Below are 22,959 nucleotides of genomic sequence, written 5' to 3' on the forward strand. Positions count from 1 at the left end.
CAATTGTGCTGAAACAAAAGCCGCATCAGCTTGATAACTGATACGGCTTTTACTTATTGGCTATGCTTAAGCAAATACCCCTAATTAATCTTTAATTTCTTTTCGTTACTTAATCCTTACCTTTGTTATCTGAGTTCTCTTCATCAAAAATTTGTTCTTCTATCTCAACAAATTCAGCATCAATTACATCTGGCATCTCTTTCTTCATCTCTTCAAGGTCTTTTTTCAAGTCTTCTTTAGAGTAATCAATTGAGTCAGTTAAAGTATTTCTTAGACGGTTCCCCATCTTTTTCATCGAAGCATATGTTAACCCGCCTGATATTGCCCCTCCTAAAAGTGGAACTGCTTTCGAAACACCTTTTGCAAATGATTCCTTTGTTATTTTTATTCCTATAGCAGCAGCTATTTTTTTAATAATTGGATAATAAACAGTCTTAGTTAATGCCTTTTGCGGTAACTTTTTTAACACCTGTTCTGATATTTTGGAAGACAGTACTTTTAGTGCTGAAGTTGATCCTCCAACGCCAAACATGACCCCTAAGAATAGCATTAGTTCCCCTCTTACTCGATCTAAGTCAAGTTCTTCATCTTCCCACAAGTCCTTGTAGCCAAAAAGATATGCCAGTTCTTGAGCTAGGCGTAATGCAACGCCAAAAAACTGTGCAGTGTCCGCCGGAATTGTCGCTGCCATCGCAATACCTCCTGGCAAGCCAACTGTAAAAGACGCACCGGAACTTTGAAGAGTTCTCTTTTCAATCAGAGATTTTGCAATCTTATTTATTTTATAGGGATCCATCCCCGCTTCAATAGGTCCTTTTTCCAACACAACACTCAATTTCTCTGAACTAATATGGTTAGCTAAAGTTTTTGCGAGAAATTCTTTTCGGTTTACTTTAACTCCTGGTAACTTCATTGCATTGGATACAATAATTTCTACGGAGTTTGACGTTTTTTCATTATTAGACATGTAATTATTACCTCCTAGCGTTTCTCTATCTCGATTAGATTTTTATATAATTAAAAAGTTTATTTTAATCTAAAGAGTTCTGGTAGAAAGAGACTAAAAAAGGGATCATGATATGTTCACCCTTAAATTCATATGAAAAATAATGCTTCATTTCTTTTTTATCATTTTGATTTGTTATTTGCATCTTGTGTACAGGCCTTAAATCAGCAAACTGCATTTTAAATTCTTTTGCAATTGGGCGTGATACTTTAATGTTCTTCTCTTGATTACCGACTAGCATCTTAAAAGTTTCTGTATCTGCATCGTATAAACCAATTTCTATTTCTGAGATGTAGGATTGATAATAGTAATTTACTACTTCACTTGCATCAAATTGATTGTTTAGATGATGTTGTATATTTTCAGTCTCTCTTTTAATGGAATTCAACATTTTTTCACGTGATTCAATAGCGGTTGTTAGATTGCTTAGATCTTTCGTGATTGTTACTTTTATTTCTTGTTCAAGGATATTTAATTGCTTTCTAATATAAGGATTGTCATTATAAGCAGATTTTAATTCTTCTGCTCGTGTTCTTTTACGGATTTCAAATTCAGATGAAGTTTCAAATTCATCTTTTTCACCCATTTCAATACTCGCAGCTTCATACAAGATGCTATCTAATTTACTATTTTTTAGGGCTTCAAATTTTCCTTCAAATGAATTCTCTACTTTTAGTTTGCTTTTAACATAAATTTCTAATTCACTTTCAAGCTTTTGTTTTTGTAATAATAGCTTTTCGTATTCTTCTTTAGAAGTTTTTGGATGTAGCAAATATTTCATATATTCATTTTGGTTTTTGGTTAATAACTCCTGCACATAAATTTCTACTTTGCGTTGATATTCTTCAAGTGAATTATTTATGCTAACCTCCATTTCTGAAGTTGCACTCATTACAGTCAAATTGCCAACATTAGAATTAATCGAATCTACACCCTTAATTAAGAAATTGCCAACTTTATTTTTTAAACCTTTATTTTTAAGCTCTCTTAACATTTGAATCAGATCATAATCTAGGATTTCGAGGGCGCTTATTATAAAATCATCTTCTGCATCCATACTTACTAAGTTTAATGTACTATGTCCAAGTATATTGCGATCGTTTGAATTATATGTATCTGCTAAAAGTTGAACACCTTTCACATCTCGTTGCACAATAAAATGCATTAAAGGTGTCATCCCCCAATTATCTTTAACTCCTTTTAAATCAGGATAATTTTGAAAAAAGGTATAATTTTTATTACGAACTGTCTCATGGATAATATTAGAAATATTCATTTTCGTTTTTTGAAGACTTTGTTCCAATTTCGCTGCTAATTTTTTATCTGTTTTTTCAATAGCAGCTATTTTTGCCTCTACTTCTTCAAATGCATAAAGGCCGATCTTTGCCTGTATATAATACTCCTCATATTGTTTAGTAGGATTTATATTATTTAATTCTTCAATAATAAGTAACACCTTTGAATATTCTTCAGTTTTTATTTTTTCTAAAATAGCCGATTCAAGTGAACAAATATACTCACCTTTTAAAAATTCGATATTTTTAATCTCTTCATCTAATTGTTCAATCGATTTGACACCTAACTTTTTTTGCTCAACTACAAGAATAATGGCTTGGTCAAACTGATTTTCTTTTATGCAGATTTCCTTTTGTTCTTTTAACTGTATAAATTCATGTCGAGCTTTCTTTGAATCAAATATTTCTTTTAATTTTCCAAGTCTACTTTCTTCCCATTCTCCTAATTCCTTTAAATTTGATAAATTTTTATATGCCTCTTCAAAATTAGCTTGCTCTATTTTGATTAAAAACCCATAAAAATTAAGGGTTGCACGGTAATTTTTATCCTTATTAACAATAATATTTTCTAAAGAAATATATTTTTCTTCAGCTTCAGTATAAAGTTTTTGTTCAATTTTATCTTTAAGTGTATTTAGAGTGTTTATAACATAATCCGTATAAATGCTGTTCAAGTATTGATCTTCTTCTAAAAGCAAATCTTTCAATAGTTTAAAAAATAAAGTAAATTCCTCTGTCTTTAAATCATAGATATTTCCTTCCACGTATAGCTGTTGATTATTGCTGTTTATTCCTGATTTGACTAAATCCTTGAAATTCACTTTCAATGCGGAACCAAAAGCGTGTTTATAACATATGCAGTATTCACATAAAACAATTCCATCTTTTCCAGATTTAAAAAGTGTTGTATCATACAGTGCAACAATTTCAGTTTGTTCGATACCATAAGTACTTACTACATTAGATACTTTTTTCTCTGGAATGTCTTCGGTATGTAATACTGAGTTATTCAAAACACTTTTTGTTAACTCTACTAATCTATAAATAATTTCGGACGAAACACTATAGTATTCTTTATTACTACGATTCAACTGCTCGCTCTCGCTCCCAGAGTTTTTTCGCTCCCTAACCGAATCGAAAATCTGCTCTTTTACTTTACTTTCAAAAAGTTTTTTTAACATTTTTGCACCTACTTTTTTAATTTTATAAAACCAACTCTACGTGTAATTTTTGTTATTGCTTTCATTTAATTAAAGAACAGTACTTATCCAATACTTTAAACACACCAAATAAATACTTCCATCTTAAATCACTTTTTTATTTTATCACAAGAATAGTTCTATATACTCAATAATTTGATAAATGTATCTCTTCTTAAACGGTATTATGTACTAATCATCTGTTTTAATATAGAAGAGATTGAATAACATCTAAAACAGTTATTCTCTGTATGAATTATGCCAAAATTAAGCTTATGTCTTTTATTGAGAGATTTTTTATTGTATACTTTTAAACAAACATATATTCCCATATTTATAAATCGAAAAAGAGGCGGTTATTTTGGTCTGCACAAAAACGCATCTTGAAGAATTTGTAGAAGCACTTTATTTGAAAATCGATATCTTTCGGCCTGCGTAATTAGATATCGAGTTAATTGCATCACGAATAGGTATTAGCGTAGAATACATATCTGGCACCAGCAAGGGTATGGAAGTAGGCTCTCAATTAATTATTTTATTAAATGAATCCCTTTCTCCTTCCCTTCAGTGGCAGGAATTTGCTCATGAACTGGCACATATACTTCGCCACGTTGGAAATCAATACATACTTCCCAAAGATTTTAGAATGCTGCAGGAATGGCAAGCAAGCCATTTTGCGTTGTACTTCTGTATACCTGGTTTCATGCTCCAGAATATAGAGCTTCCTTCTTCTAAGCAAGAAGCCATTTTAAAAGTCATGGATGTCTTTCATGTGACTCCTTCTTTTGCGGCTGCTCGACTTGATCAATGGGTTAACCATATATTTTTTTAACTCCAAAAGAACATATATTCCGAATAGGAGTTTCGTTAAAACATTTTTATACATAAAGGTGTAAATCCCTTTTATGTTTTGTATGATTCATTGCTGTTTATGGATAGTTACCAGGAGTGTTTGTATTGATTTATATATTGAATCATCCTGCCATGCATTAAATGATATAAACAAAGGAGTGAACGACTATGGCTAGTTTTCGTAAGATCGGTAGCGTTTGGCAGTATCGGGTTCGTTTTAAACATGAAGATGCAGATGAATGGATGGAGGTTTCAAAAAGCGGGTTTAAAACTAAGAAAGAAGCACAGTTAGCGGCTGCTAAAAAAGAGCGTGAATTGTTAAACGGCATTGAGTAAGGTGAAATGAATTTTGCTTTTTATATGTATGAATGGCTTGCTCAGTATGTAAAAGATAAGAAGCGTCCTAATACATATAGGACTTATCGCAATGCAATCGAAAAGCACGCTATTCCTCGTTTCGGTCATATGGATTTAAAAGATGTAAAGCCGATGATATATCAAAAATTTATAGACAGCAAAATAGAAGAAGGACTCTCCACTGAAACTGCACGACGTATTCATAATGCAGTATACCAAGCCTACAAACGAGCAGTAATAAATGGGTATGTAGAAAAGAATCCATGTGAACATGTGCAGATCAGCAAGCGTGAAGTGAAAAGGCTCAAATATTTAGAACCAGAGCTAGTGCCCCTTTTTCTTAAAGAAGCATATAAACGCGGCCATATATACGGTTTATATTTCAAAGTCCTATTTGAAACCGGTATGTGTAAAGGTGAAGCAGCCGCCCTTCAATGGTCAGATATTAACTGGAAAGATGGTACCATCCATATTCAACGTTCGTTGGACTTTCAACCTGAAGAAGGTGATGAGCTATTTGGACAAACAAAGACCTATCATTCAGATCGCATTATTAGTATCCGTTCTTCTCTTCTATCTGAACTGCAGGCACACTTGAAATATCAAAATGAACGCAAGCTGCATTTAGATGATTTATACCTTCATGACTTGAACCTTGTTCTTTGTAGGGATGATGGATCGCATTTACCTAAATCTACATTATTTAATGCCTTTGATGGTTGTTTGAAGAAAATTGATGGACCAAAACTGCCCATACATTCTACTCGCCATACACATGCCGTGATGCTGCTAGAAGCTGGAGCCGACATGAAAATGGTTCAAGAAAGACTTGGCCATGGTTTCATGCAAATTACGTCAGACGTATATGCTCATGTTTCAAAGAAAATGGAATCCCGTTCTTTGGATCGATTTGATAGCTATATGCAGGAATTAGAGGAATCGTAAAAAATCCGTGGTCAAAATGTGGTAAGGTTCTAAAAACCTTACCACGAACCCTAGAAATCTACACAAAAGAAAAACCCCTCCAAGCCATACGGCTCAAGGGGTTGAGTTTCTTAGTACATTGACATGTACTGTTCGCGCTCCCAAGGGTGTACTTGTGTGCGGAACATATCCCATTCGATTTCTTTTGCTTCGATGAAGTGCTCAAGGATGTGCTCGCCCAGTGCGTCTTTGATTGTGTCGTTTTTCTTCAACACTTCAAGTGCTGCAGCAAGCGTAGCTGGAAGGTCGCGTAGGCCTTCTGCTTCGCGCTCTTCTTTATCCATCGCGTAGATGTTGCGGTCTACTGGAGCTGGAGCTTCCATTTTGTTTTTGATACCGTCAAGGCCGGCTTTTAAAAGTACAGCCATTGCAAGGTATGGGTTCGCTGATGGGTCAACGGAACGTACTTCTACACGTGTGCTCATTCCGCGTGATGCCGGGATACGGATCAACGGGCTGCGGTTTTGGCCGGACCATGCAACGTAGCAAGGTGCTTCGTAGCCAGGAACTAGGCGTTTGTAAGAGTTAACAGTCGGGTTGCAGATTGCTGTGAATGCTTCTGCATTTTTCACTGTACCTGCGATAAACTGGTACGCTGTTTCGCTAAGTTTCAATTCGCCGCTTTCATCAAAGAATGCGTTTTGACCGTCTTTGAATAAAGACAAGTTCATGTGCATACCAGAACCGTTTACGCCGAACAATGGTTTTGGCATGAATGTTGCGTGCAGCCCGTGCTTGCGGGCAATTGTTTTAACAACCAGCTTAAATGTTTGGATATTGTCACAAGCTGTGACAGCATCTGCGTATTTAAAGTCAATTTCGTGCTGCCCTGGTGCTACTTCGTGGTGAGAAGCTTCAATTTCAAAGCCCATTTCTTCAAGCTCAAGAACGATGTCGCGGCGGCAGTTTTCACCAAGATCTGTTGGCGCAAGGTCGAAATATCCACCGTTATCGTTTAGCTCAAGAGTTGGTTCACCTTTTTCATCTAATTTGAAAAGGAAGAATTCCGGCTCAGGCCCAAGATTGAAATCTGTGAATCCAAGCTCTTTCATTTCTTCTAATACACGTTTTAAGTTTGCGCGAGGATCGCCTGCGAATGGCTCGCCTTCAGGAGTGTAGATGTCACAAATTAAACGTGCTACTTTTCCTTTTTCAGCCGTCCAAGGGAATACAACCCAGGTGTCAAGATCCGGATAAAGCTGCATGTCAGATTCTTCGATGCGTACGAAGCCTTCGATTGAAGATCCATCAAACATCATTTTGTTATCCAGCGCTTTGTCAAGCTGGCTGACAGGAATCTCTACGTTTTTGATTGTGCCAAGAATGTCTGTGAACTGAAGACGAATGTATTTTACGTCTTGTTCTTTCGCTAAGCGTTGAATGTCTTCACGTGTGTACTTACCCATTTGTTATCCATTCCTCCTCGAATATGTAAACCTTGTATGGCAAAAGATTAGTGGAAAAACCGACGGTCCATTCCAGAAGAGCGATTGAAGCGCCCTGCATTAATTAACTCCTTGCGAAGCAGCTTGCGCAGTTCTTCGTCGGTGAACTCTTTTTTCGATTTTACGCCACTACCTTTTGTTTCTAGTTCAACATCCTGTGTTTCGTCTTTCAGCAGGATCTTTTTTATCCCGGCCATATTGATGCCCTGGTCAAGAAGGTCTTTCACTTCAAGAAGACGGTCAATATCGTTCAATGAATAGAGACGCCGGTTTCCATCAGAACGATCCGGGGTAATTAAATGATGCTGCTCATAATAGCGGATTTGCCTTGCGGTTAAATCTGTTAGTTTCATTACGGTTCCCATTGGAAAAAGCGGCATCGTCCGGCGTATTTGGCTGCTCATGTTCTCCCCTCCTCTTTATCATCTGATACTCTTACTATAAATCATGTTATTTCATTTGTCAACATCGTGTTACCTTTTATCACACTAATTTATATTTTTTTAAAAGGCTGTCAGATTTTTTTGGATTCTATCAATGAGTCCACCGCGCTTGTAATGGCAATTTTCACATGCGCATACGTTAACCCGCCCTGGACATAAGCCGCATAAGGCGGGCGCAGCGGCCCGTCCGCTGTCAGTTCAATACTCGCTCCTTGAACAAAGGTGCCGGCTGCCATGATTACATCATCCTCATATCCCGGCATATAAGCAGGCTGGGGCGTTACGTGCGAATTTACCGGCGAAGCAAATTGAATAGCCTGGCAAAAAGCGACCATCTTATCGCGGTCATCAAACTGGACTGCCTGAATCAAATCTGTTCGCGGCTCGTTCCAGGCAGGAACAGCTTTCATCCCGAATTGTTCGAGAAGTGCAGCGGTAAAAACGGCTCCTTTTAAGCTTTGGGCAACCACATGGGGTGCTAAAAACAGCCCCTGATACATTTCCTGCAGGCTGTATAGGCTGGCCCCTGCTTCTGCACCAATTCCCGGCGATGTCATACGATAAGAACAGCTTTCTACAAACTGTTTTTTGCCAGCAATGTACCCGCCCGTTTTAGCGAGGCCGCCGCCCGGATTTTTAATAAGCGATCCGGCCATTAAGTCAGCGCCGACATGAAGCGGTTCTGCCCGCTCTACAAACTCGCCGTAGCAATTATCAACAAAAACGACCGCGTCCGGTTTAATTTCTTTTACGAAAGATACCATTTCTTTTATTTCTTCTATTGTAAACGAAGGACGGACAGCGTATCCTTTTGACCGCTGAATCGCGATCATTTTTGTTTTTTCATTGATACTGCTTCGAATTCCCGCAAAATCCGGGCGGCCCTGTTCATTCAGGTCAACATGCTTATACGTAATCCCGAAATCCCGAAGCGAACCGTTTGAAGGGCCGTTAACACCAATAATTTCATCCAATGTGTCATATGGCTTGCCCGTTATATACAGCAATTCATCTCCCGGCCGCAAAATGCCGAATAACGAAATCGTAATGGCATGAGTGCCGGAGATAATTTGCGGGCGGACGAGCGCGCTTTCTCCGCCAAATACATCGGCATACACGTTTTCGAGCGTTTCTCGTCCTGCATCGTCATATCCATAGCCCGTTGAAGGGGTGAAGTGAAAGTCGCTTACCTGGTTTTTTTGAAAGCTTTGCAGAACGCGGAACTGATTGTACTCCGCTGTTTCTTCTATCTGCCGTTGAATATCGGCAATTTTTGTTTCGGCCCCGGTCGCTTTTTCGCGAATGATAGAGCCATTTTTCAGTAAATCAAACATGCTTGTCATGTACTCGCTCCTACTTTCTTTTTCACTTGTTTTATCATAGCAAAATCCTTGTTTTCTTGAAAGAAAAAGTAGCTGTAAGGACGCGGATGGTTTATAATAATACCCGAACATTAAACATTTTGGATGAAGGAAGGTTCGGAATGGATATTACGTGGGATGTTTTCACGGTGATCGGCACGGTCGCCTTTGCGATTTCAGGCGCAATTGTCGCAATGGAAGAAGAATACGACTTATTTGGTATTTATATATTGGGAATGATTACCGCCTTTGGCGGCGGGGCAATTCGGAATTTATTAATCGGCGTGCCCGTTTCTGCTTTATGGGAGCAGGGAGAGTTTTTTACGATTGCGGCGCTTTCCATTACAGCGGTTATTTTATTTCCGCAAAACCTGCTTCGCCACTGGCCGGTTTGGGGGAATTTTTTTGATGCGATCGGGCTTGCTGCTTTTGCTGTGCAGGGAGCTCTGTACGCGGCTGGAATGAATCATCCGCTTAGCGCGGTGGTAGTGGCGGCGGTATTAACAGGAAGCGGCGGCGGTCTTGTCCGGGACATTCTGGCACAAAGAAAGCCGGCTTTGCTTCGCGATGAGGTGTACGGGGTATGGGCAGCACTCGCCGGCCTCATTATTGCGGTCGGCGGCGCTGAGACACCGGCACAGCTTATTGTTTTATTTCTGTTTATAACCGTACTTCGAATTATTTCCTATAAATACGGCTGGCATTTGCCAAAAAGAACCGTTAAATTATAACAGCCGCCTTTATGGCTGTTTTTTTTTGCAAAAAAAAAAAACAGCTCCTCCTTATTGGACGGACTCTGTTTTTAAAAGAAACTTGTCGCCTTTTCCCGCTTCCATTGCCTCTTCGGTTAAAAGCGAATGCAGCATCATATCATTGAAAATGCGGGCGATTTCTTCAAGCGAAAGCTCTCCTTCTTTTTTAAACCATTTATACATCCAGTTAATCATTCCCATGATGGCCATGGTGGAAATTTGCGCGGGAACTTCCTGCCGAAAATCGCCGCTTTCCTGGCCTTCACGGATAATTTGCAGAAGAAGCTGGCGGTACTGGTCACGTTTTTCATTAATTTGTTTTTCAAAGTCGCCTTTTAAATAAGTGCTTTCCTGGTAAAACACCGTGATATGCGGCTTATATAAATCAAATATTGTAGTAAAAGACGTAATTATGCCGCACATTCTAGAGACCGGATCGGTTTCTTTATCGTAGGATTCTTTGGCTTTATTCAGCAGATACGAAATAAACACATCATGTATATGATACAGCAGTTCATCCTTTGATCGGAAATTATGATAAAATCCGCCTTTTGATGTACCGCATTTATCCACAATTTGATCGACGGTTACACCATGGTAGCCATGTGTTTCAAACATAATTAAAGCGGTTTCAATGATTCTTTCTTTCACGGGCTTTTTTTTCATTGTCATCATCCTTTTCGACATTTTACCATATGTGCCATTATGGTGACAATTGAAAATCCTCCCCTTTCAGCAATTTCAAATCTTTTTTCGTATATATGGACTGTGTCATTAACCGGAGAGCCTGGCGCCGTGCCGCCTTTTCAATAAGTGTCCGGATATTTCGGCCATTCGCAAATCGAAACCCGCTGTGCCGTTTTTCCTGTTCAATAATAGCGGTTAAAGCATACCGGCCGTGCCGGTCAATTTCGTATTTCTTTTCTGCTGCAATCACCTCTGCTATTTGCAGCAGTTCATCTACCGAATAGTCAGGAAAGTGGTGAATAAGAGGAAAACGTGATTGGAGGCCGGGATTCATTGACAAAAAATGCGCCATCTCGCGCGGATATCCGGCCAGTATTAAAATAAAGCTGTTTTGGTGATCCTCCATTTGCTTGACGAGCGTATCAATTGCTTCTTTTCCAAAATCTTTTTCCCCGCCGCGCGCAAGCGAGTACGCTTCATCAATAAACAGAACCCCTCCAAGCGCTTTTTTCACGAGATCACGTGTTTTTTGAGCAGTATGGCCAATGTATTCCCCCACAAGATCCGCCCGTTCCGCTTCGATAAACTGGCCCTTTTCTAACAGGCCGAGCCGCTTAAACATCGAAGCGATAAGCCGTGCTGCCGTTGTTTTACCGGTTCCCGGATTGCCTGTAAACAACATATGAAGCATCTGGCCCTTTGTTTCAATTCCTGCTTCCATTCGCTTTTTGCTTATATAGGCGGCTGCATAAAGCTCTCGTACAAGAGTTTTTAAACCGTTTAGCCCAATTAGTGTATCCATTTCCTGTTCAATAGAGCGCAGAAGGCCATGTTCTGGCTGATCCGGCCATTCTGCCGCTTGTACTGGCTTTTCTTTTGGATTCAGGACGACATGAATACGGCCCTCTTTATTTGTCTGTTTCATGCGGCGTCCCTCCTTTATAGGAAGGATATGCGCATATACGAAAAAAAGACCCGCTTTCAGCAGGCCCTTTGATGCTTCTTATTCCTGTTCTTCAAAATTCAAGCTGACACTGCGTTGAGGAGCAAATGTTGAAATGGCGTGCTTAAATACAAGCTGCTGCTTGCCATCGGTTTCCACAAGAACGGTAAAGTTATCGAACCCTTTAATGAGGCCGCGCAATTGAAATCCATTCAATAAAAATACAGTAACCATCGTGTTTTCCTTACGCAGCTGGTTCAAAAACTGGTCTTGAATGTTAATCGGCTGTTTCATGCTTCGTTCCTCCTCTTTCTATCTCAATCCATTATTACTAATTCTACCTTATATTCAGCTTTCCTGCCAGCAGTGAGCAAATTTGTTGTTTTTTTTCATCTCGTGTCCGTTCATCGGTTACATCAAACCAGTTAATATCCATTTTATTGCGGAACCAGGTCAGCTGGCGTTTGGCGTAACGGCGCGAATTTTGTTTTAACACTGCCGCCGCTTCTTCAAGCGTCTGCTCGCCGCGCAAATATGGAAAAAGCTCTTTATAGCCGATTGCCTGAACCGCCGGCGCGTTTTTTAGCTTCATTTCAAACAGCCATCTTGCTTCCTCTATAAGACCTGCCTCAATCATAAGGTCAACCCGCCGGTTAATCCTATCATACAAAACAGCCCGGTCCATTGTTAAGCCGATCATTGCATTTTCATACTTTTCATCCGGTGCTGCAAGCCGCTTTTGTTTGGACGCCGGCTCACCCTTCAGCCGGTAAATTTCAAGAGCCCGGATAGTCCGTCTTACATTGTTCGGATGAAAAGAAGCAGCGGCTTCCGGGTCCACTCCCTTTAATTGTTCATACAGTGCCCCGGGTCCGATTTTTTGCGCTTCTGCTTCAAGCTCTTTACGGACTGTTTCATCCGTGCCGTCCTCGCTAAATTGGTAGTCATACAGAACAGATTGAATATAGAGGCCGGTGCCGCCGCAAATAATCGGCAGTTTTCCCCGTGCGTTAATATCAGCGATTTTTTCACGGGCAAGCTGCTGGAACTCGGCAGCTGAAAAAGGTTCATCCGGATTTTTAATATCAATTAAATGATGGGGAACCCCCTCCATCTCTTCTCTGGTTACTTTTGCGGTTCCAATCGAAAGACCGCGGTAAATCTGCATCGAATCCCCGCTGATCACTTCTCCATCAAATCGCTTTGCTAAATGGATGCTTAAATCCGTTTTACCGGATGCTGTCGGTCCAATGACGACAGCCACTTTATCTTTTTTCATGTTGTTTCACAGCCTTTGTTTATAAGTATCCTTATTATAGCGGATACCGGCTGTTACGAACAGGCGGCGATTTCTGCTTCAAGCTCCGCGGCATGTTTTGCTTTTTCTTCATCTGTCCAATTGAAAAGCCGGGCCATTTTTTCGATAACCTGTTCCTTATATGCTAGAACTGTTTCAATATCAAACAGCAGCGCTCCCGTTCGGCGTATAAAAAAGTCAGCTGGCGTGTAGGCCATTTCTTCGTTGATTGCATACAGGAGCTGTGCATTCAAAATTGTAGGAAGTTCACTTTTCTCGTTATAAGAAAATAGTTTTTCGGCATTTGAGCCATACATACGCACGATTTTTTCCGCTTCAGCTTCTGTAAAGCCTTTCGCAGCACCGGCTGCTGCTTTTGATTTGATATAAGCCGGGAAGCCGTCCGAGCCTCCTACGTCACCTCCTGAAATCGGCAGTTGCTTTGTTTCAGAAGGGCTGTATAAAATGCCTTTTTCCTCTTTCAGCCGCTGTGCCACCCGGTCGACTATCGTCTCAGCCATTTTCCGGTAGCCGGTTAATTTTCCGCCGGCAATGGTCAGCAAGCCGGATTCCGTTTCCCAGATTTCGTCTTTTCGGGATATTTCAGAGGGATCTTTTCCTTCTTCATAAATAAGCGGGCGGACTCCAGCCCAGGATGATTCGATGTCTCTCTCCGTTACACGAACCTGAGGAAACATAAACCGGATGGCATCCAATAAATAGCCGCGGTCTTCTTCTGTTACGTCCGGCCGGATCGGATCTGTGTTATAAAATGTATCTGTTGTGCCAACATATGTTTTTCCTTCACGCGGAATCGCAAATACCATCCGTTTATCGGGTGTATCAAAATACACAGCCTGGTGCAGCGGGAAAACGGACTCATCAAGCACAATATGCACCCCTTTTGTCAGGCGCAGGTGCTTTCCATTTTCACTGCCGTCTTTTTTTCGCACTTCATCAACCCAGGGACCTGCTGCGTTAATCACTTTTGCAGCAGAGATGGCCAGCGGCTCTTTTGTCAGCTGGTCAACTGCTTTAATGCCGGTCACTTTGCCCTTTTCATACGTAAACCCATCTGCTTTTACATAGTTTAAGCAAATCGCTCCTTTTTCAGCAGCTTTTTTCATTACCTCTATTGTCAGTCGCGCATCATCCGTTCGGTATTCTACGTAGTAACCTCCCCCTTTTAGTCCTTCTTTTTTTACAAGCGGCTCCTTTTGAAGGGTTTCCTCCGCAGAAAACATTTTCCGGCGTTCTGACCGCTTCACCCCTGCTAAAAAGTCATAAACCCGAAGGCCCAGTGAAGTTGAAAGCGGACCGAACGTGCCGCCCTCATGAAACGGAAGCAGCATCCACTCCGGCGTCGTAACATGAGGGCCGTTTTCGTAAACAATCGCCCGTTCTTTTCCGACCTCCGCGACCATTTTGACTTCAAACTGCTTTAAATAACGCAGACCCCCATGAACCAATTTTGTTGAACGGCTGGACGTGCCTGCCGCAAAATCCTGCATGTCCACTAAAGCGGTTTTCATGCCGCGCATCGATGCATCAAGAGCGATTCCTGCGCCGGTAATGCCGCCGCCGATAACAAGCACATCGAATTGTTCTGCCTGCAGTGCTTTAATTTGTTCTGCACGCTCATAATTTGTAAAACTCATTGAAAGTCATCCCCTTATGCTGGTCTCTTTTTTTATACCCCGAATAAGCAAAAAGAGACCTGAAAGAACAAAACAGCTTTTGCTGCCTTGCTTTCAGGTCTCTCCTATTTCTCCGGACAATATATTAACTTGATTCTATTTTATCATTGCTGTTATTGAAATGCAATAGCCGCTTTAACGGCTTTTTTCCAGCCGCTGTACAGCTTTTCGCGCTTTTCTTCGTTCATGTTCGGCTCAAACGTGCGGGCTACCTGCCAGTTTTGCGCAATCTCGGAACGATTGTTCCAGAAACCGACCGCCAGTCCTGCCAGATAAGCTGATCCAAGAGCTGTTGTTTCGTTAATTTGTGTCCGTTCAACTGGCACAGCCAGCATATCGCTTTGAAACTGCATTAAAAAAGCGTTCATGACAGCTCCGCCATCCACGCGAAGCGTTTTTAGCGCAATGCCTGAATCTGCCTCCATGGCTTCAAGCACATCCTTTGTTTGATAAGCAAGAGACTCAAGTACTGCCCGAATAAAATGTTCCTTGTCTGTTCCGCGTGTTAAACCGAAGACTGCACCCCGTACATCACTTTCCCAGTACGGTGTTCCAAGCCCGACAAAAGCCGGCACCACATAAACGCCATCGGTTGACTCAACCCGCTCAGCATACTGCTCGCTGTCCGCTGCCTCCTTAATCATCCGCATTCCGTCTCGAAGCCATTGAATGGCAGAGCCTGCTACGAAAATACTGCCTTCGAGCGCATATTCTACTTTGCCATCAACCCCCCAGGCAATGGTGGTGAGCAGGCCATGCTCTGATTTTACTGCTCTTTCGCCAGTATTCATCAGCATAAAGCAGCCGGTTCCATATGTGTTTTTAGCCATGCCTTTATCAAAGCAGGCTTGTCCAAATAAAGCAGCCTGCTGATCACCCGCCGCACCGGCAACCGGAACTTCCTGGCCGAAAAAGTGGTAAGAAGCGGTCGTGCCATAAACCTCGGAGGAAGGGCGAACCTCCGGCAGCATTTGCTTTGGAACCGTTAGGATGTCGAGCAGCTTCTCATCCCATTCAAGCGTGTGAATATTGAACATCAGCGTGCGAGATGCGTTGGAATAATCGGTTACATGTGCTTTTCCGCCGGTCAGCTTCCAAATAAGCCATGTATCAATTGTTCCAAATAATAGTTCTCCTTTTTCTGCGCGACCTCGTGCTCCTTCCACATTATCTAACAGCCATTTTACTTTCGTGCCGGAAAAATAGGGATCAATAAGCAGCCCTGTTTTCTCACGAAATACCGGCTCATGGCCTTTTTCTTTCAAATCTGCACAAATGTCCGCTGTCTGGCGAGACTGCCAGACTACCGCGTGGTAAATCGGCCGGCCGGTTTCTTTATCCCAAATGACCGCTGTTTCACGCTGGTTTGTAATTCCAATTGCTTCAACCTGCTCTGCGTGAATATCAACCTCACTTAGTACGGTTGCCATACAGGATAAAACAGAAGCCCAAATTTCATTGGCATCATGCTCTACCCAGCCCGGATTTGGAAAGTACTGCTTAAATTCTTTTTGTGCCGAGTGAACAATTTCGCCTTTCTTATTAAATAAAATGGCGCGTGAGCTTGTTGTTCCTTGATCGATTGACATAATATACTTTTCCATTTAAAAGTCCCCCTTATTTATATGCAGCTGAACAGCTGTACCTGCTGATACCAGTTTTATTATCATTACCAGGCCGGCAGATACCGCCAGTGCAGCATAAAATGCACCGGCTCCTTCGTTCAGAAAAAACCCTTTATAGAAAAACGCGGCAAGTACGGCGCCGATAATCGGACCGGCTACAGGAATCCACGCATATCTCCAATTGGACCTGCCTTTTCCGGGAATTGGAAGCATGAAGTGAGCAATCCGCGGTCCAAGATCCCGGGCTGGATTAATCGCATATCCCGTTGTGCCTCCGAGTGACAGGCCGATTGCAATGATTAAAAAGCCGACAATCAGCGGATTTAAACCATCGGAAAATTTATTAGCGCCGATTGTCAATAATCCGAGAATCAATACAAACGTTCCGATCGCCTCACTGATTATGTTGGCATAGGGGCGGTCAACTGCCGGTGAAGTAGCGAAAACTCCCAGCTTAACCCCTGCATCTTCTGTTTCTTTCCAGTGCGGCAGGAAATGCAGGAACACAACAGCAGAACCGATAACAGCACCAATCATTTGTGCTGTTATATATAATACAACATCCGTCCATGGAAACGAACCTGTAATGGCAAGGGCAATGGTAACCGCTGGATTTAAATGGGCTCCGCTTACTCCGCCAACTGCGTAAACGGCCATTGCAACAGCAAGTCCCCAGCCAAACGCAATAACAATCCAGCCTCCGCCGTTTGCAAATGATTTTTTCAAGCTTGTATTCGCACACACACCTGCCCCTAACACAATAAGCATTGCCGTTCCAATTAATTCCCCCATAAATGGTGTCATTTCACCCTCATCCCTTCTTCTTGATTTTTGCCTTTTGATGTGCCCCGGATCACATTAAAGGCGGGAACGAAAAAAACTCACACTGATCCCCTGTAAAGGTGTCAATGTGAGTCTCCATGTTCTCGGTCACAAATTTATGAACTTGTTGTTTATCATAACGGCATTTGGAAGCGTTGTCAATTATTTTTTATTGTTGAAGAAAGGGAATAACGGGTATAAGGAAACAAAGGGGGAATAGTAATGGATATTAAGCTGGAAGAGTTAAAACAGGATAAACAATTAACAGACAAAAAAGAATACAAAACAGAGCTCGAAAAATATCAGCGGCGCCTGCTTGCCCTGCAGCAAACATTGTTTCAGGAAAAGATCGGGCTGATTATGGCTTTTGAAGGAATGGACGCGGCCGGCAAGGGCGGGGCCATTAAGCGAATGAATGAACAGCTCGACCCGCGCGGTGTAATCGTTCACCCCATTTCAGCTCCCCAGCCGCACGAGCTGCGCTACCACTATATGCACCGGTTTTGGAGAAAACTCCCCCAGCACGGACAGATCGCTATCTTCGACCGTTCCTGGTATGGACGCGTGCTTGTTGAACGGATTGAAGGCTATGCCAGGGATGCTGAATGGCAACGCGCGTATGATGAAATCAATGCATTCGAAAAATCATTAACTGATGAACGATACATAATGATGAAATTCTGGGTGCAGATTTCAAAAAATGAACAGCTGCGCAGATTTGAAGAACGCCAGCAAAATCCGTTGAAGCGCTGGAAAATTACCGATGAAGACTGGCGGAATCGAGAAAAGTGGGAACAGTATGTAAAAGCTGCGGAGGAAATGCTTCAAAAGACGGACTCCTCCTATGCACCCTGGTATGTTATCGAAGGAAACGACAAAAAATATGCCCGGGTTGCTGTATTGAAAAGAGCCGTTGCCCATATTGAGCAGGCTTTAATTCAAATGGAACTGCCGCTTCCTGACTACCGGCTTTTCGGTGCAGGCTAAAAAAGCGCAGCCAGGCGGCTGCGCTTTGAGAATGTAAACAGAATTAGAAAGCAGGCTGGTTGAAAACGTTTGGCTTTCCAGGAACGCCGGCGGCTGGGAAGCGGAGTGACCTCCTGGGGTCGTGAGCATTCACAGGCGGCAAGTGACGCCAAAAGCAAGCGTTTGTCAACAGTCTGAAAGCGCAGCCAGGCAGCTCCGCTTTCCCTACCTTTTGGCAAATTCTTTCCACAGCTCAACGTTTGACGTGGTAACTGCGGAAGCCCCTGCTTTAATTGCCGCTTCTGCTTCTTCTTTCGTTTCAATTAACCCGCCAGCAAACACCGGCTTTCCCGTTTTGCTGCGCATCAGTTCAATAATTTTCGGGGCAACTCCTGGCAACACCTCAATATAGTCAGGGTCTGCTTTTTCGGCAAGCCGCACGCTTCGGTTTACTGCATTTGAATCAAGAATAAATGCACGCTGTGTGGCCGCCAGCCCTTTTTGCTTTGCTTTGACCAGAGCACTTCCTTTTGTTGAAATAATGCCGTACGGCCTCGCGTATCGGGCAATAAATTCAACTCCATGCTCGTCGCCGGCAAGTCCGCTGATCAAATCTAAATGAACAAACATATTTTTTCCATTTTGCCTCGCAAGCTCAAGCACGCTTTTTACCTGCCCGATGTGCAAATCTAAAAACACGCCGTATTGATAACTCATTTCCAGCATTTTCTCAAAATCTTTCATTGACCGGATCGCCGGCAAAACAACCTGCCCGTTAACTGACATCACGCCACCTCTTTACATAATTCGTTTAAACATTTTTTCGATATCGTAATTGGATAAATGAATCGTAATCGGCCGGCCATGGGGGCACGTAAATGGGTCGCTGCTTTTTCTTAAATCATTAAGCAGCTGTTCTATTTCGTCATTGCGAAGGTGGCGATTTGCTTTGATGGACCCTTTACAGCTCATTAAAATGGCCGCCTCTTCCCGGATCTTTTTGACATCCGGCTTTTTCATCGCCAGTACTTCTTCAATCATCTCTTCAATCACATCACGCTCTTCATTTTTCGGAAACCAGGCAGGATGCGCCCGAACCACGTAGGATTTATCGCCAAACGGCTCTAAAAATACCCCTACTTCTTCAAGAGCCGCTTTATTTTCTTCAATTTTCATCCATTCATCCGCCGAAAAATCAAAAGTCATCGGGATCAGCAGCTCCTGAAGCTCCGGTTCTGTTTCGCCGACCTTTTCCCGGTAATACTCATACTTCAACCTTTCCTGCGCAGCGTGCTGGTCAATCATATACAGTCCATGCTCATTCTGGGCAAAAATATAAGTTCCATGCATCTGGCCGATTGGGTAAAGCAGCGGCATCCGGTCAGCAGCTATTTCTGCTTCCGATTCTTTCATCGGCTTGCTTTGGATGGGAGAAGCATCTGCTGCTTCCGCTTTTTCCTCTTTCTCTCTTTCCGGTGCCGGCTCTTTAACCGGTTCATTGTAGTACTCCGGCTTGTACAGCTTCTCTAATTCCTTTTGAGGGGGCATTGAAGCCGGCTTCGGAGGCGGTGCTTCGAATTGAAAAGCCCGCTGCTCGGTAAAATCCTTTCTTTTTTTTAAAACAGGCAGCGCATCCGGAATTAACGTTTCTTTTCGAAGGGCAGCTTTCACTGTTTCCGTAATTAACGTGCAAAGCTCCTGTTCCTTGCTGAAACGGACTTCAAGCTTCGCCGGATGGACATTGACATCAACAAGAAGCGGGTCCATTTCAATAGTTAAAAGAACAATTGGATAACGTCCGACCGGTAGAAATGTGTGATAGCCTTCCAGAAGAGCATTGGAAGCTTTAAAGTTTTTAATAAACCGCCCATTGACCATCATCGATATATAATTGCGGGAAGCACGTGTAACTTCCGGCAGGGAAATAAATCCCGAAATCGTAAAATCAACAGACTCCGCTTGAATTGGGATCATTTGCTTGGCAATTGATATCCCATAAATTGCTGCCAGCACCTGCCTTGCATCGCCGCTTCCATTCGTTTTTAATAACTCACGCCCATTGTGGCGAAGCCTGAAAGAGACATCCGGTCTGCTGAGAGCCATGCGGTTCACTACATCTGTAATATTGCCAAGCTCCGTATGAACGCTTTTCATATATTTCAAGCGGGCCGGTGTGTTAAAAAACAAATTGGTCACTTCTATTTCTGTACCTTTTCGGGCCGGACCCGGTTTTTTTGACTGGACAATGCCGCCGGATAAAACCATTTCAATTCCCGCTTCAAAGCCGGTTGAAGTGGACATAGTCAGCTCTGAAACAGAGGCGATGCTCGGCAGCGCTTCACCGCGAAAACCGAGCGTCCTGATACGGAAAAGATCGTTTTCATCTTTAATTTTGCTTGTGGCATGCCTGTAAAAAGCCCGCTCCACATCATCCGGCTCAATGCCGGAACCGTTATCGGTAATCCGGATCAGCCCGAGGCCGGCTTCTTCAACATCAATTTCTATCACTGTGCTGCCGGCATCAATAGCATTTTCCGTCAGTTCTTTTACAACGGAAGCCGGCCGTTCGACTACCTCACCGGCGGCAATTTTGTTGGAAAGAGCTTCATCAAGCTGGCGAATCAGCCCCATGTTGGTTCACCTCATTTTTTTGCTTCTTTTTGCAATGCATATAACGTATTCATCGCTTCCATCGGCGTCATTTCCATAATGTCATAGCTTAACAGCCTGGCAAGAATAGCTGAATCTGCTTTTTTGGGCGGCTTTGGAGTTTCTGCCGGTTCCGGCTTTTCTTCAAAAAAGGAAAGCTGGCCTTCCCGGGCAAGCACCGGCTCAGGATCGGCTTTGGGCTTTTCCTGGTTTTCAAATGAATGAAGCAGCTCGTCCGCCCTCTTAATAACAGCATCCGGCAGTCCGGCCAGCTGGGCCACATGAATTCCGTAGCTTTTGTCTGCCGCTCCGTCTTTTACTTTGTGCAGAAAAACGACCTTTCCATCCTGCTCGGCCGCCGTAACATGAACGTTTTGCATATGGCCAAGCGATTTATCCAGTACTGTCAGCTCGTGGTAGTGGGTGGAAAATAATGTTTTTGCCCCGATGCTTGAGTGGATATATTCAATCATCGCCTGCGCCAGCGCCATTCCATCATAAGTGGAGGTTCCCCGGCCGATTTCATCGAATAAAATAAGCGAGCGGCCGGTGGCATTTGCAATCGCATGCTTTGCTTCGAGCATTTCAACCATAAAGGTACTCTGGCCTGACACAAGATCATCCGCCGCACCGATCCGGGTAAAAATCTGATCGAAAATAGGCAGCACTGCTTTATCGGCCGGAACAAAGCAGCCGATTTGCGCTAAAATTGCAATTAAAGCTGTCTGGCGCATATATGTGCTTTTTCCCGACATATTCGGTCCGGTGATCAGCAGCATATTCCGCCCTTTTTCCATCCGGCAGTCGTTCGGCACAAATCCCTGCGCATCCATTACTTTTTCAACTACTGGATGGCGGCCTTCCTGAATGTGCATCCGGCCATCAGCCGAAAAAGATGGACGGACAAAACGGCGGGCTTCGCTGACGGCTGCAAAGCATTGCAGAACATCAACTTCACTCACGGTACGGGCAAGGTTCTGCAGCCGCGGAATAAATTGCTTTACATCCTCGCGCAGCTGTGTAAACAGCTCGTATTCAAGCTCCATCATTTTATCATTCGCTTCTAAGATAAGCGTTTCTTTTTCTTTCAGTTCCGGTGTAATAAACCTCTCACAGTTTGCAAGGGTCTGCTTGCGTTCATAACGGCCTTCTGGCAGCAGGGAAAGATTTGCTTTTGTTACTTCGATATAATAGCCAAAAATTCGGTTATAGCCGATTTTAAGTGATTTAATACCGGTTTTTTCCCGCTCTTTCCGTTCTAATTCTGCAATCCACTGCTTTCCGTTTTTTGCGGCATCCCGGTATTCATCAAGCTGCATATGAAACCCCTCCCGAATCATGCCGCCTTCTTTCACGGAAATAGGAGGTTCTTCAATCAGGGCCCGTTCCAGCTCTTCAAACAATTCTGTACACGGATCAAGAGAATCAGCCAGCTTGGGCAGCTCGGCTCCGTTCATTTGCTTTAAGAGGCTTGCGAGCATAGGAATTTGCCCCAGAGACTTCTTGAGCTGAACAAGGTCACGGGCGTTCACACTGCCAAAAGCTACCCGGCCGGCAAGACGTTCCAGGTCATACACTTCTTTTAGCTGCTCGCGAAGCTCTTCCCTTTCAAAAAAAGACACCATAAACGTTTCTACAATATCTAGACGGCGACTGATGTCGGATTCATTTAACAGCGGCCGGTCGATCCACTGCTTTAAAAGACGCCCGCCCATCGCCGTTTTTGTTTCATCAAGCAGCCAGAGAAGGGAACCTTTTTTTCCTTTTGAGCGAATCGTTTCCGTCAGCTCCAGATTCCGTTTTGAAAAGTAGTCGATATTCATATAGTCGCGGATTTCATAAGGCTCTGCTGGCTGCAAGTGGTCCAGGCTGCGCTTTTGTGTCCGGTGCAAATAGTGATAAAGACGGGCAGACGCTTTTCGTGTTAAGCCATCTGTTAAATTAAACAAAAGACGGTCAAATGGTGATTCTTCCGCTATTTCTTCTACTGAAATAACCGCACCGAGTCTTGCACGGATTTGTTTGATGTCCTGCTCAGTCCAGGAACCGTTTGTTATTACTTCCTTCACACCGTAAGCCGCAAGTTCGTGTACAGCCGCATCAAATGCTGCAAACACAGCGGCTTTGCATTCTCCTGTGGTTACATCTGCTGCCGCTACTGCGTATTGGCCGCCTGCGTTTTCAATCGCAGCAAGGTAGTGGTTTTCTTTTTCCTGAATACCGGCGCCTTCCATCATCGTTCCCGGTGTGATAACCTGCACTACTTCTCTTTTGATAACGCCTTTCGCCTGCTTCGGATCTTCACGCTGCTCGCAGATTGCCACTTTGTGCCCGGCCGCAATTAACCGTTCTATGTACCCCTTCGCCGAATGATAGGGTACACCGCACATCGGAATTCGTTCGGCACTGCCTCCGTCACGCGATGTTAACGTAATTTCTAAAATCTGGCTTGCTTTTAAAGCATCTTCAAAAAACATTTCATAAAAGTCACCAAGACGAAAAAATAAAAAGGCATCTTGATAGTCTGCCTTTACACGCAAATATTGCTGTATCATTGGAGTATACTGTGACATGTCGCT

The 22,959-nt window shown here is 43.0% G+C and carries 20 protein-coding genes; 5 read left to right on the top strand and 15 right to left on the bottom strand.

Annotated features, from left to right (window positions below):
- Positions 1–109 precede the first annotated feature (109 nt).
- Positions 110–967, bottom strand: a complete 858-nt coding sequence (locus tag VP98_RS08545) for a hypothetical protein (RefSeq protein ID WP_046174964.1) — start codon at positions 965–967, stop codon at positions 110–112.
- A 64-nt stretch (positions 968–1,031) separates the two neighbouring features.
- On the bottom strand, positions 1,032–3,482 hold the full coding sequence (locus tag VP98_RS08550; protein ID WP_046174965.1) for a hypothetical protein: 2,451 nt from the start codon (positions 3,480–3,482) through the stop codon (positions 1,032–1,034).
- Between the two features lie 526 nt (positions 3,483–4,008).
- Here VP98_RS08550 and VP98_RS08555 point away from each other — a divergent pair.
- The 3 genes from VP98_RS08555 to VP98_RS08560 all read left to right on the top strand — a co-directional run bounded on the left by VP98_RS08555 (position 4,009) and on the right by VP98_RS08560 (position 5,654).
- Positions 4,009–4,332: an ImmA/IrrE family metallo-endopeptidase gene (locus VP98_RS08555; protein ID WP_082087899.1), complete on the top strand. Its 324-nt coding sequence runs from the start codon at positions 4,009–4,011 to the stop codon at positions 4,330–4,332.
- 188 nt (positions 4,333–4,520) lie between these two features.
- On the top strand, positions 4,521–4,688 hold the full coding sequence (locus tag VP98_RS19245; RefSeq protein WP_231584150.1) for an Arm DNA-binding domain-containing protein: 168 nt from the start codon (positions 4,521–4,523) through the stop codon (positions 4,686–4,688).
- 6 nt (positions 4,689–4,694) lie between these two features.
- Entirely contained in the window at positions 4,695–5,654 is a 960-nt protein-coding gene (locus VP98_RS08560; protein WP_231584151.1) for a tyrosine-type recombinase/integrase, read from the top strand.
- A gap of 110 nt (positions 5,655–5,764) precedes the next feature.
- On the opposite strand, the gene glnA is transcribed toward VP98_RS08560, so the two are convergent.
- The 3 genes from glnA to VP98_RS08575 all read right to left on the bottom strand — a co-directional run bounded on the left by glnA (position 5,765) and on the right by VP98_RS08575 (position 8,915).
- A complete protein-coding gene (gene glnA, locus VP98_RS08565; RefSeq protein WP_046174966.1) occupies positions 5,765–7,099 on the bottom strand; it encodes a type I glutamate--ammonia ligase in 1,335 nt (444 codons plus the stop codon).
- Between the two features lie 47 nt (positions 7,100–7,146).
- On the bottom strand, positions 7,147–7,542 hold the full coding sequence (locus tag VP98_RS08570) for a MerR family transcriptional regulator (RefSeq protein ID WP_046174967.1): 396 nt from the start codon (positions 7,540–7,542) through the stop codon (positions 7,147–7,149).
- 110 nt (positions 7,543–7,652) lie between these two features.
- On the bottom strand, positions 7,653–8,915 hold the full coding sequence (locus VP98_RS08575) for a methionine gamma-lyase family protein (protein ID WP_046175465.1): 1,263 nt from the start codon (positions 8,913–8,915) through the stop codon (positions 7,653–7,655).
- Positions 8,916–9,070: 155 nt separating this feature from the next.
- Here VP98_RS08575 and VP98_RS08580 point away from each other — a divergent pair, with 155 nt between their 5' ends.
- On the top strand, positions 9,071–9,673 hold the full coding sequence (locus VP98_RS08580) for a trimeric intracellular cation channel family protein (RefSeq protein ID WP_046175466.1): 603 nt from the start codon (positions 9,071–9,073) through the stop codon (positions 9,671–9,673).
- 51 nt (positions 9,674–9,724) lie between these two features.
- On the opposite strand, the gene VP98_RS08585 is transcribed toward VP98_RS08580, so the two are convergent.
- The 7 genes from VP98_RS08585 to VP98_RS08615 form a co-directional block, all read right to left on the bottom strand.
- Positions 9,725–10,360, bottom strand: a complete 636-nt coding sequence (locus tag VP98_RS08585) for a TetR/AcrR family transcriptional regulator (protein WP_046174968.1) — start codon at positions 10,358–10,360, stop codon at positions 9,725–9,727.
- Positions 10,361–10,397: 37 nt separating this feature from the next.
- On the bottom strand, positions 10,398–11,306 hold the full coding sequence (locus tag VP98_RS08590; RefSeq protein ID WP_046174969.1) for an AAA family ATPase: 909 nt from the start codon (positions 11,304–11,306) through the stop codon (positions 10,398–10,400).
- Positions 11,307–11,384: 78 nt separating this feature from the next.
- On the bottom strand, positions 11,385–11,618 hold the full coding sequence (hfq, locus tag VP98_RS08595; protein WP_046174970.1) for an RNA chaperone Hfq: 234 nt from the start codon (positions 11,616–11,618) through the stop codon (positions 11,385–11,387).
- A 43-nt stretch (positions 11,619–11,661) separates the two neighbouring features.
- Positions 11,662–12,603, bottom strand: a complete 942-nt coding sequence (miaA, locus tag VP98_RS08600) for a tRNA (adenosine(37)-N6)-dimethylallyltransferase MiaA (RefSeq protein ID WP_046174971.1) — start codon at positions 12,601–12,603, stop codon at positions 11,662–11,664.
- A gap of 53 nt (positions 12,604–12,656) precedes the next feature.
- Positions 12,657–14,279, bottom strand: coding sequence for a glycerol-3-phosphate dehydrogenase/oxidase (locus VP98_RS08605; protein ID WP_046174972.1), 1,623 nt, complete (start codon positions 14,277–14,279; stop codon positions 12,657–12,659).
- A 152-nt stretch (positions 14,280–14,431) separates the two neighbouring features.
- Positions 14,432–15,922 (bottom strand): glycerol kinase GlpK, encoded by a 1,491-nt coding sequence (gene glpK / locus VP98_RS08610; protein ID WP_046174973.1) that lies wholly within the window; start codon positions 15,920–15,922, stop codon positions 14,432–14,434.
- Positions 15,923–16,747, bottom strand: a complete 825-nt coding sequence (locus tag VP98_RS08615) for an MIP/aquaporin family protein (RefSeq protein ID WP_046174974.1) — start codon at positions 16,745–16,747, stop codon at positions 15,923–15,925.
- 240 nt (positions 16,748–16,987) lie between these two features.
- Between VP98_RS08615 and VP98_RS08620 the strand changes: the two genes are divergently transcribed.
- Complete coding sequence (locus VP98_RS08620) at positions 16,988–17,752, top strand: polyphosphate kinase 2 family protein (RefSeq protein ID WP_046174975.1); 765 nt, start codon at positions 16,988–16,990, stop codon at positions 17,750–17,752.
- Positions 17,753–17,956: 204 nt separating this feature from the next.
- Here the strand turns inward: VP98_RS08620 and VP98_RS08630 are convergent, their stop codons facing one another.
- The 3 genes from VP98_RS08630 to mutS are packed head-to-tail and all read right to left on the bottom strand — an operon-like array spanning position 17,957 to position 22,953.
- Entirely contained in the window at positions 17,957–18,517 is a 561-nt protein-coding gene (locus tag VP98_RS08630) for a glycerol-3-phosphate responsive antiterminator (RefSeq protein WP_046174977.1), read from the bottom strand.
- Positions 18,518–18,529: 12 nt separating this feature from the next.
- The gene (mutL, locus tag VP98_RS08635) at positions 18,530–20,362 is read right to left on the bottom strand and encodes a DNA mismatch repair endonuclease MutL (protein ID WP_046174978.1); all 1,833 of its coding nucleotides are present in this window, start codon (positions 20,360–20,362) and stop codon (positions 18,530–18,532) included.
- A gap of 11 nt (positions 20,363–20,373) precedes the next feature.
- Positions 20,374–22,953 carry a DNA mismatch repair protein MutS gene (mutS, locus tag VP98_RS08640; RefSeq protein WP_046174979.1) on the bottom strand — a complete coding sequence of 860 codons (2,580 nt, stop codon included), beginning with the start codon at positions 22,951–22,953 and terminating at the stop codon, positions 20,374–20,376.
- Between the last annotated feature and the right edge of the window lie 6 nt (positions 22,954–22,959).

The sequence above is a fragment of the Domibacillus indicus genome (genome assembly GCF_000970685.1).
Lineage (GTDB): Bacteria > Bacillota > Bacilli > Bacillales > Domibacillaceae > Domibacillus > Domibacillus indicus.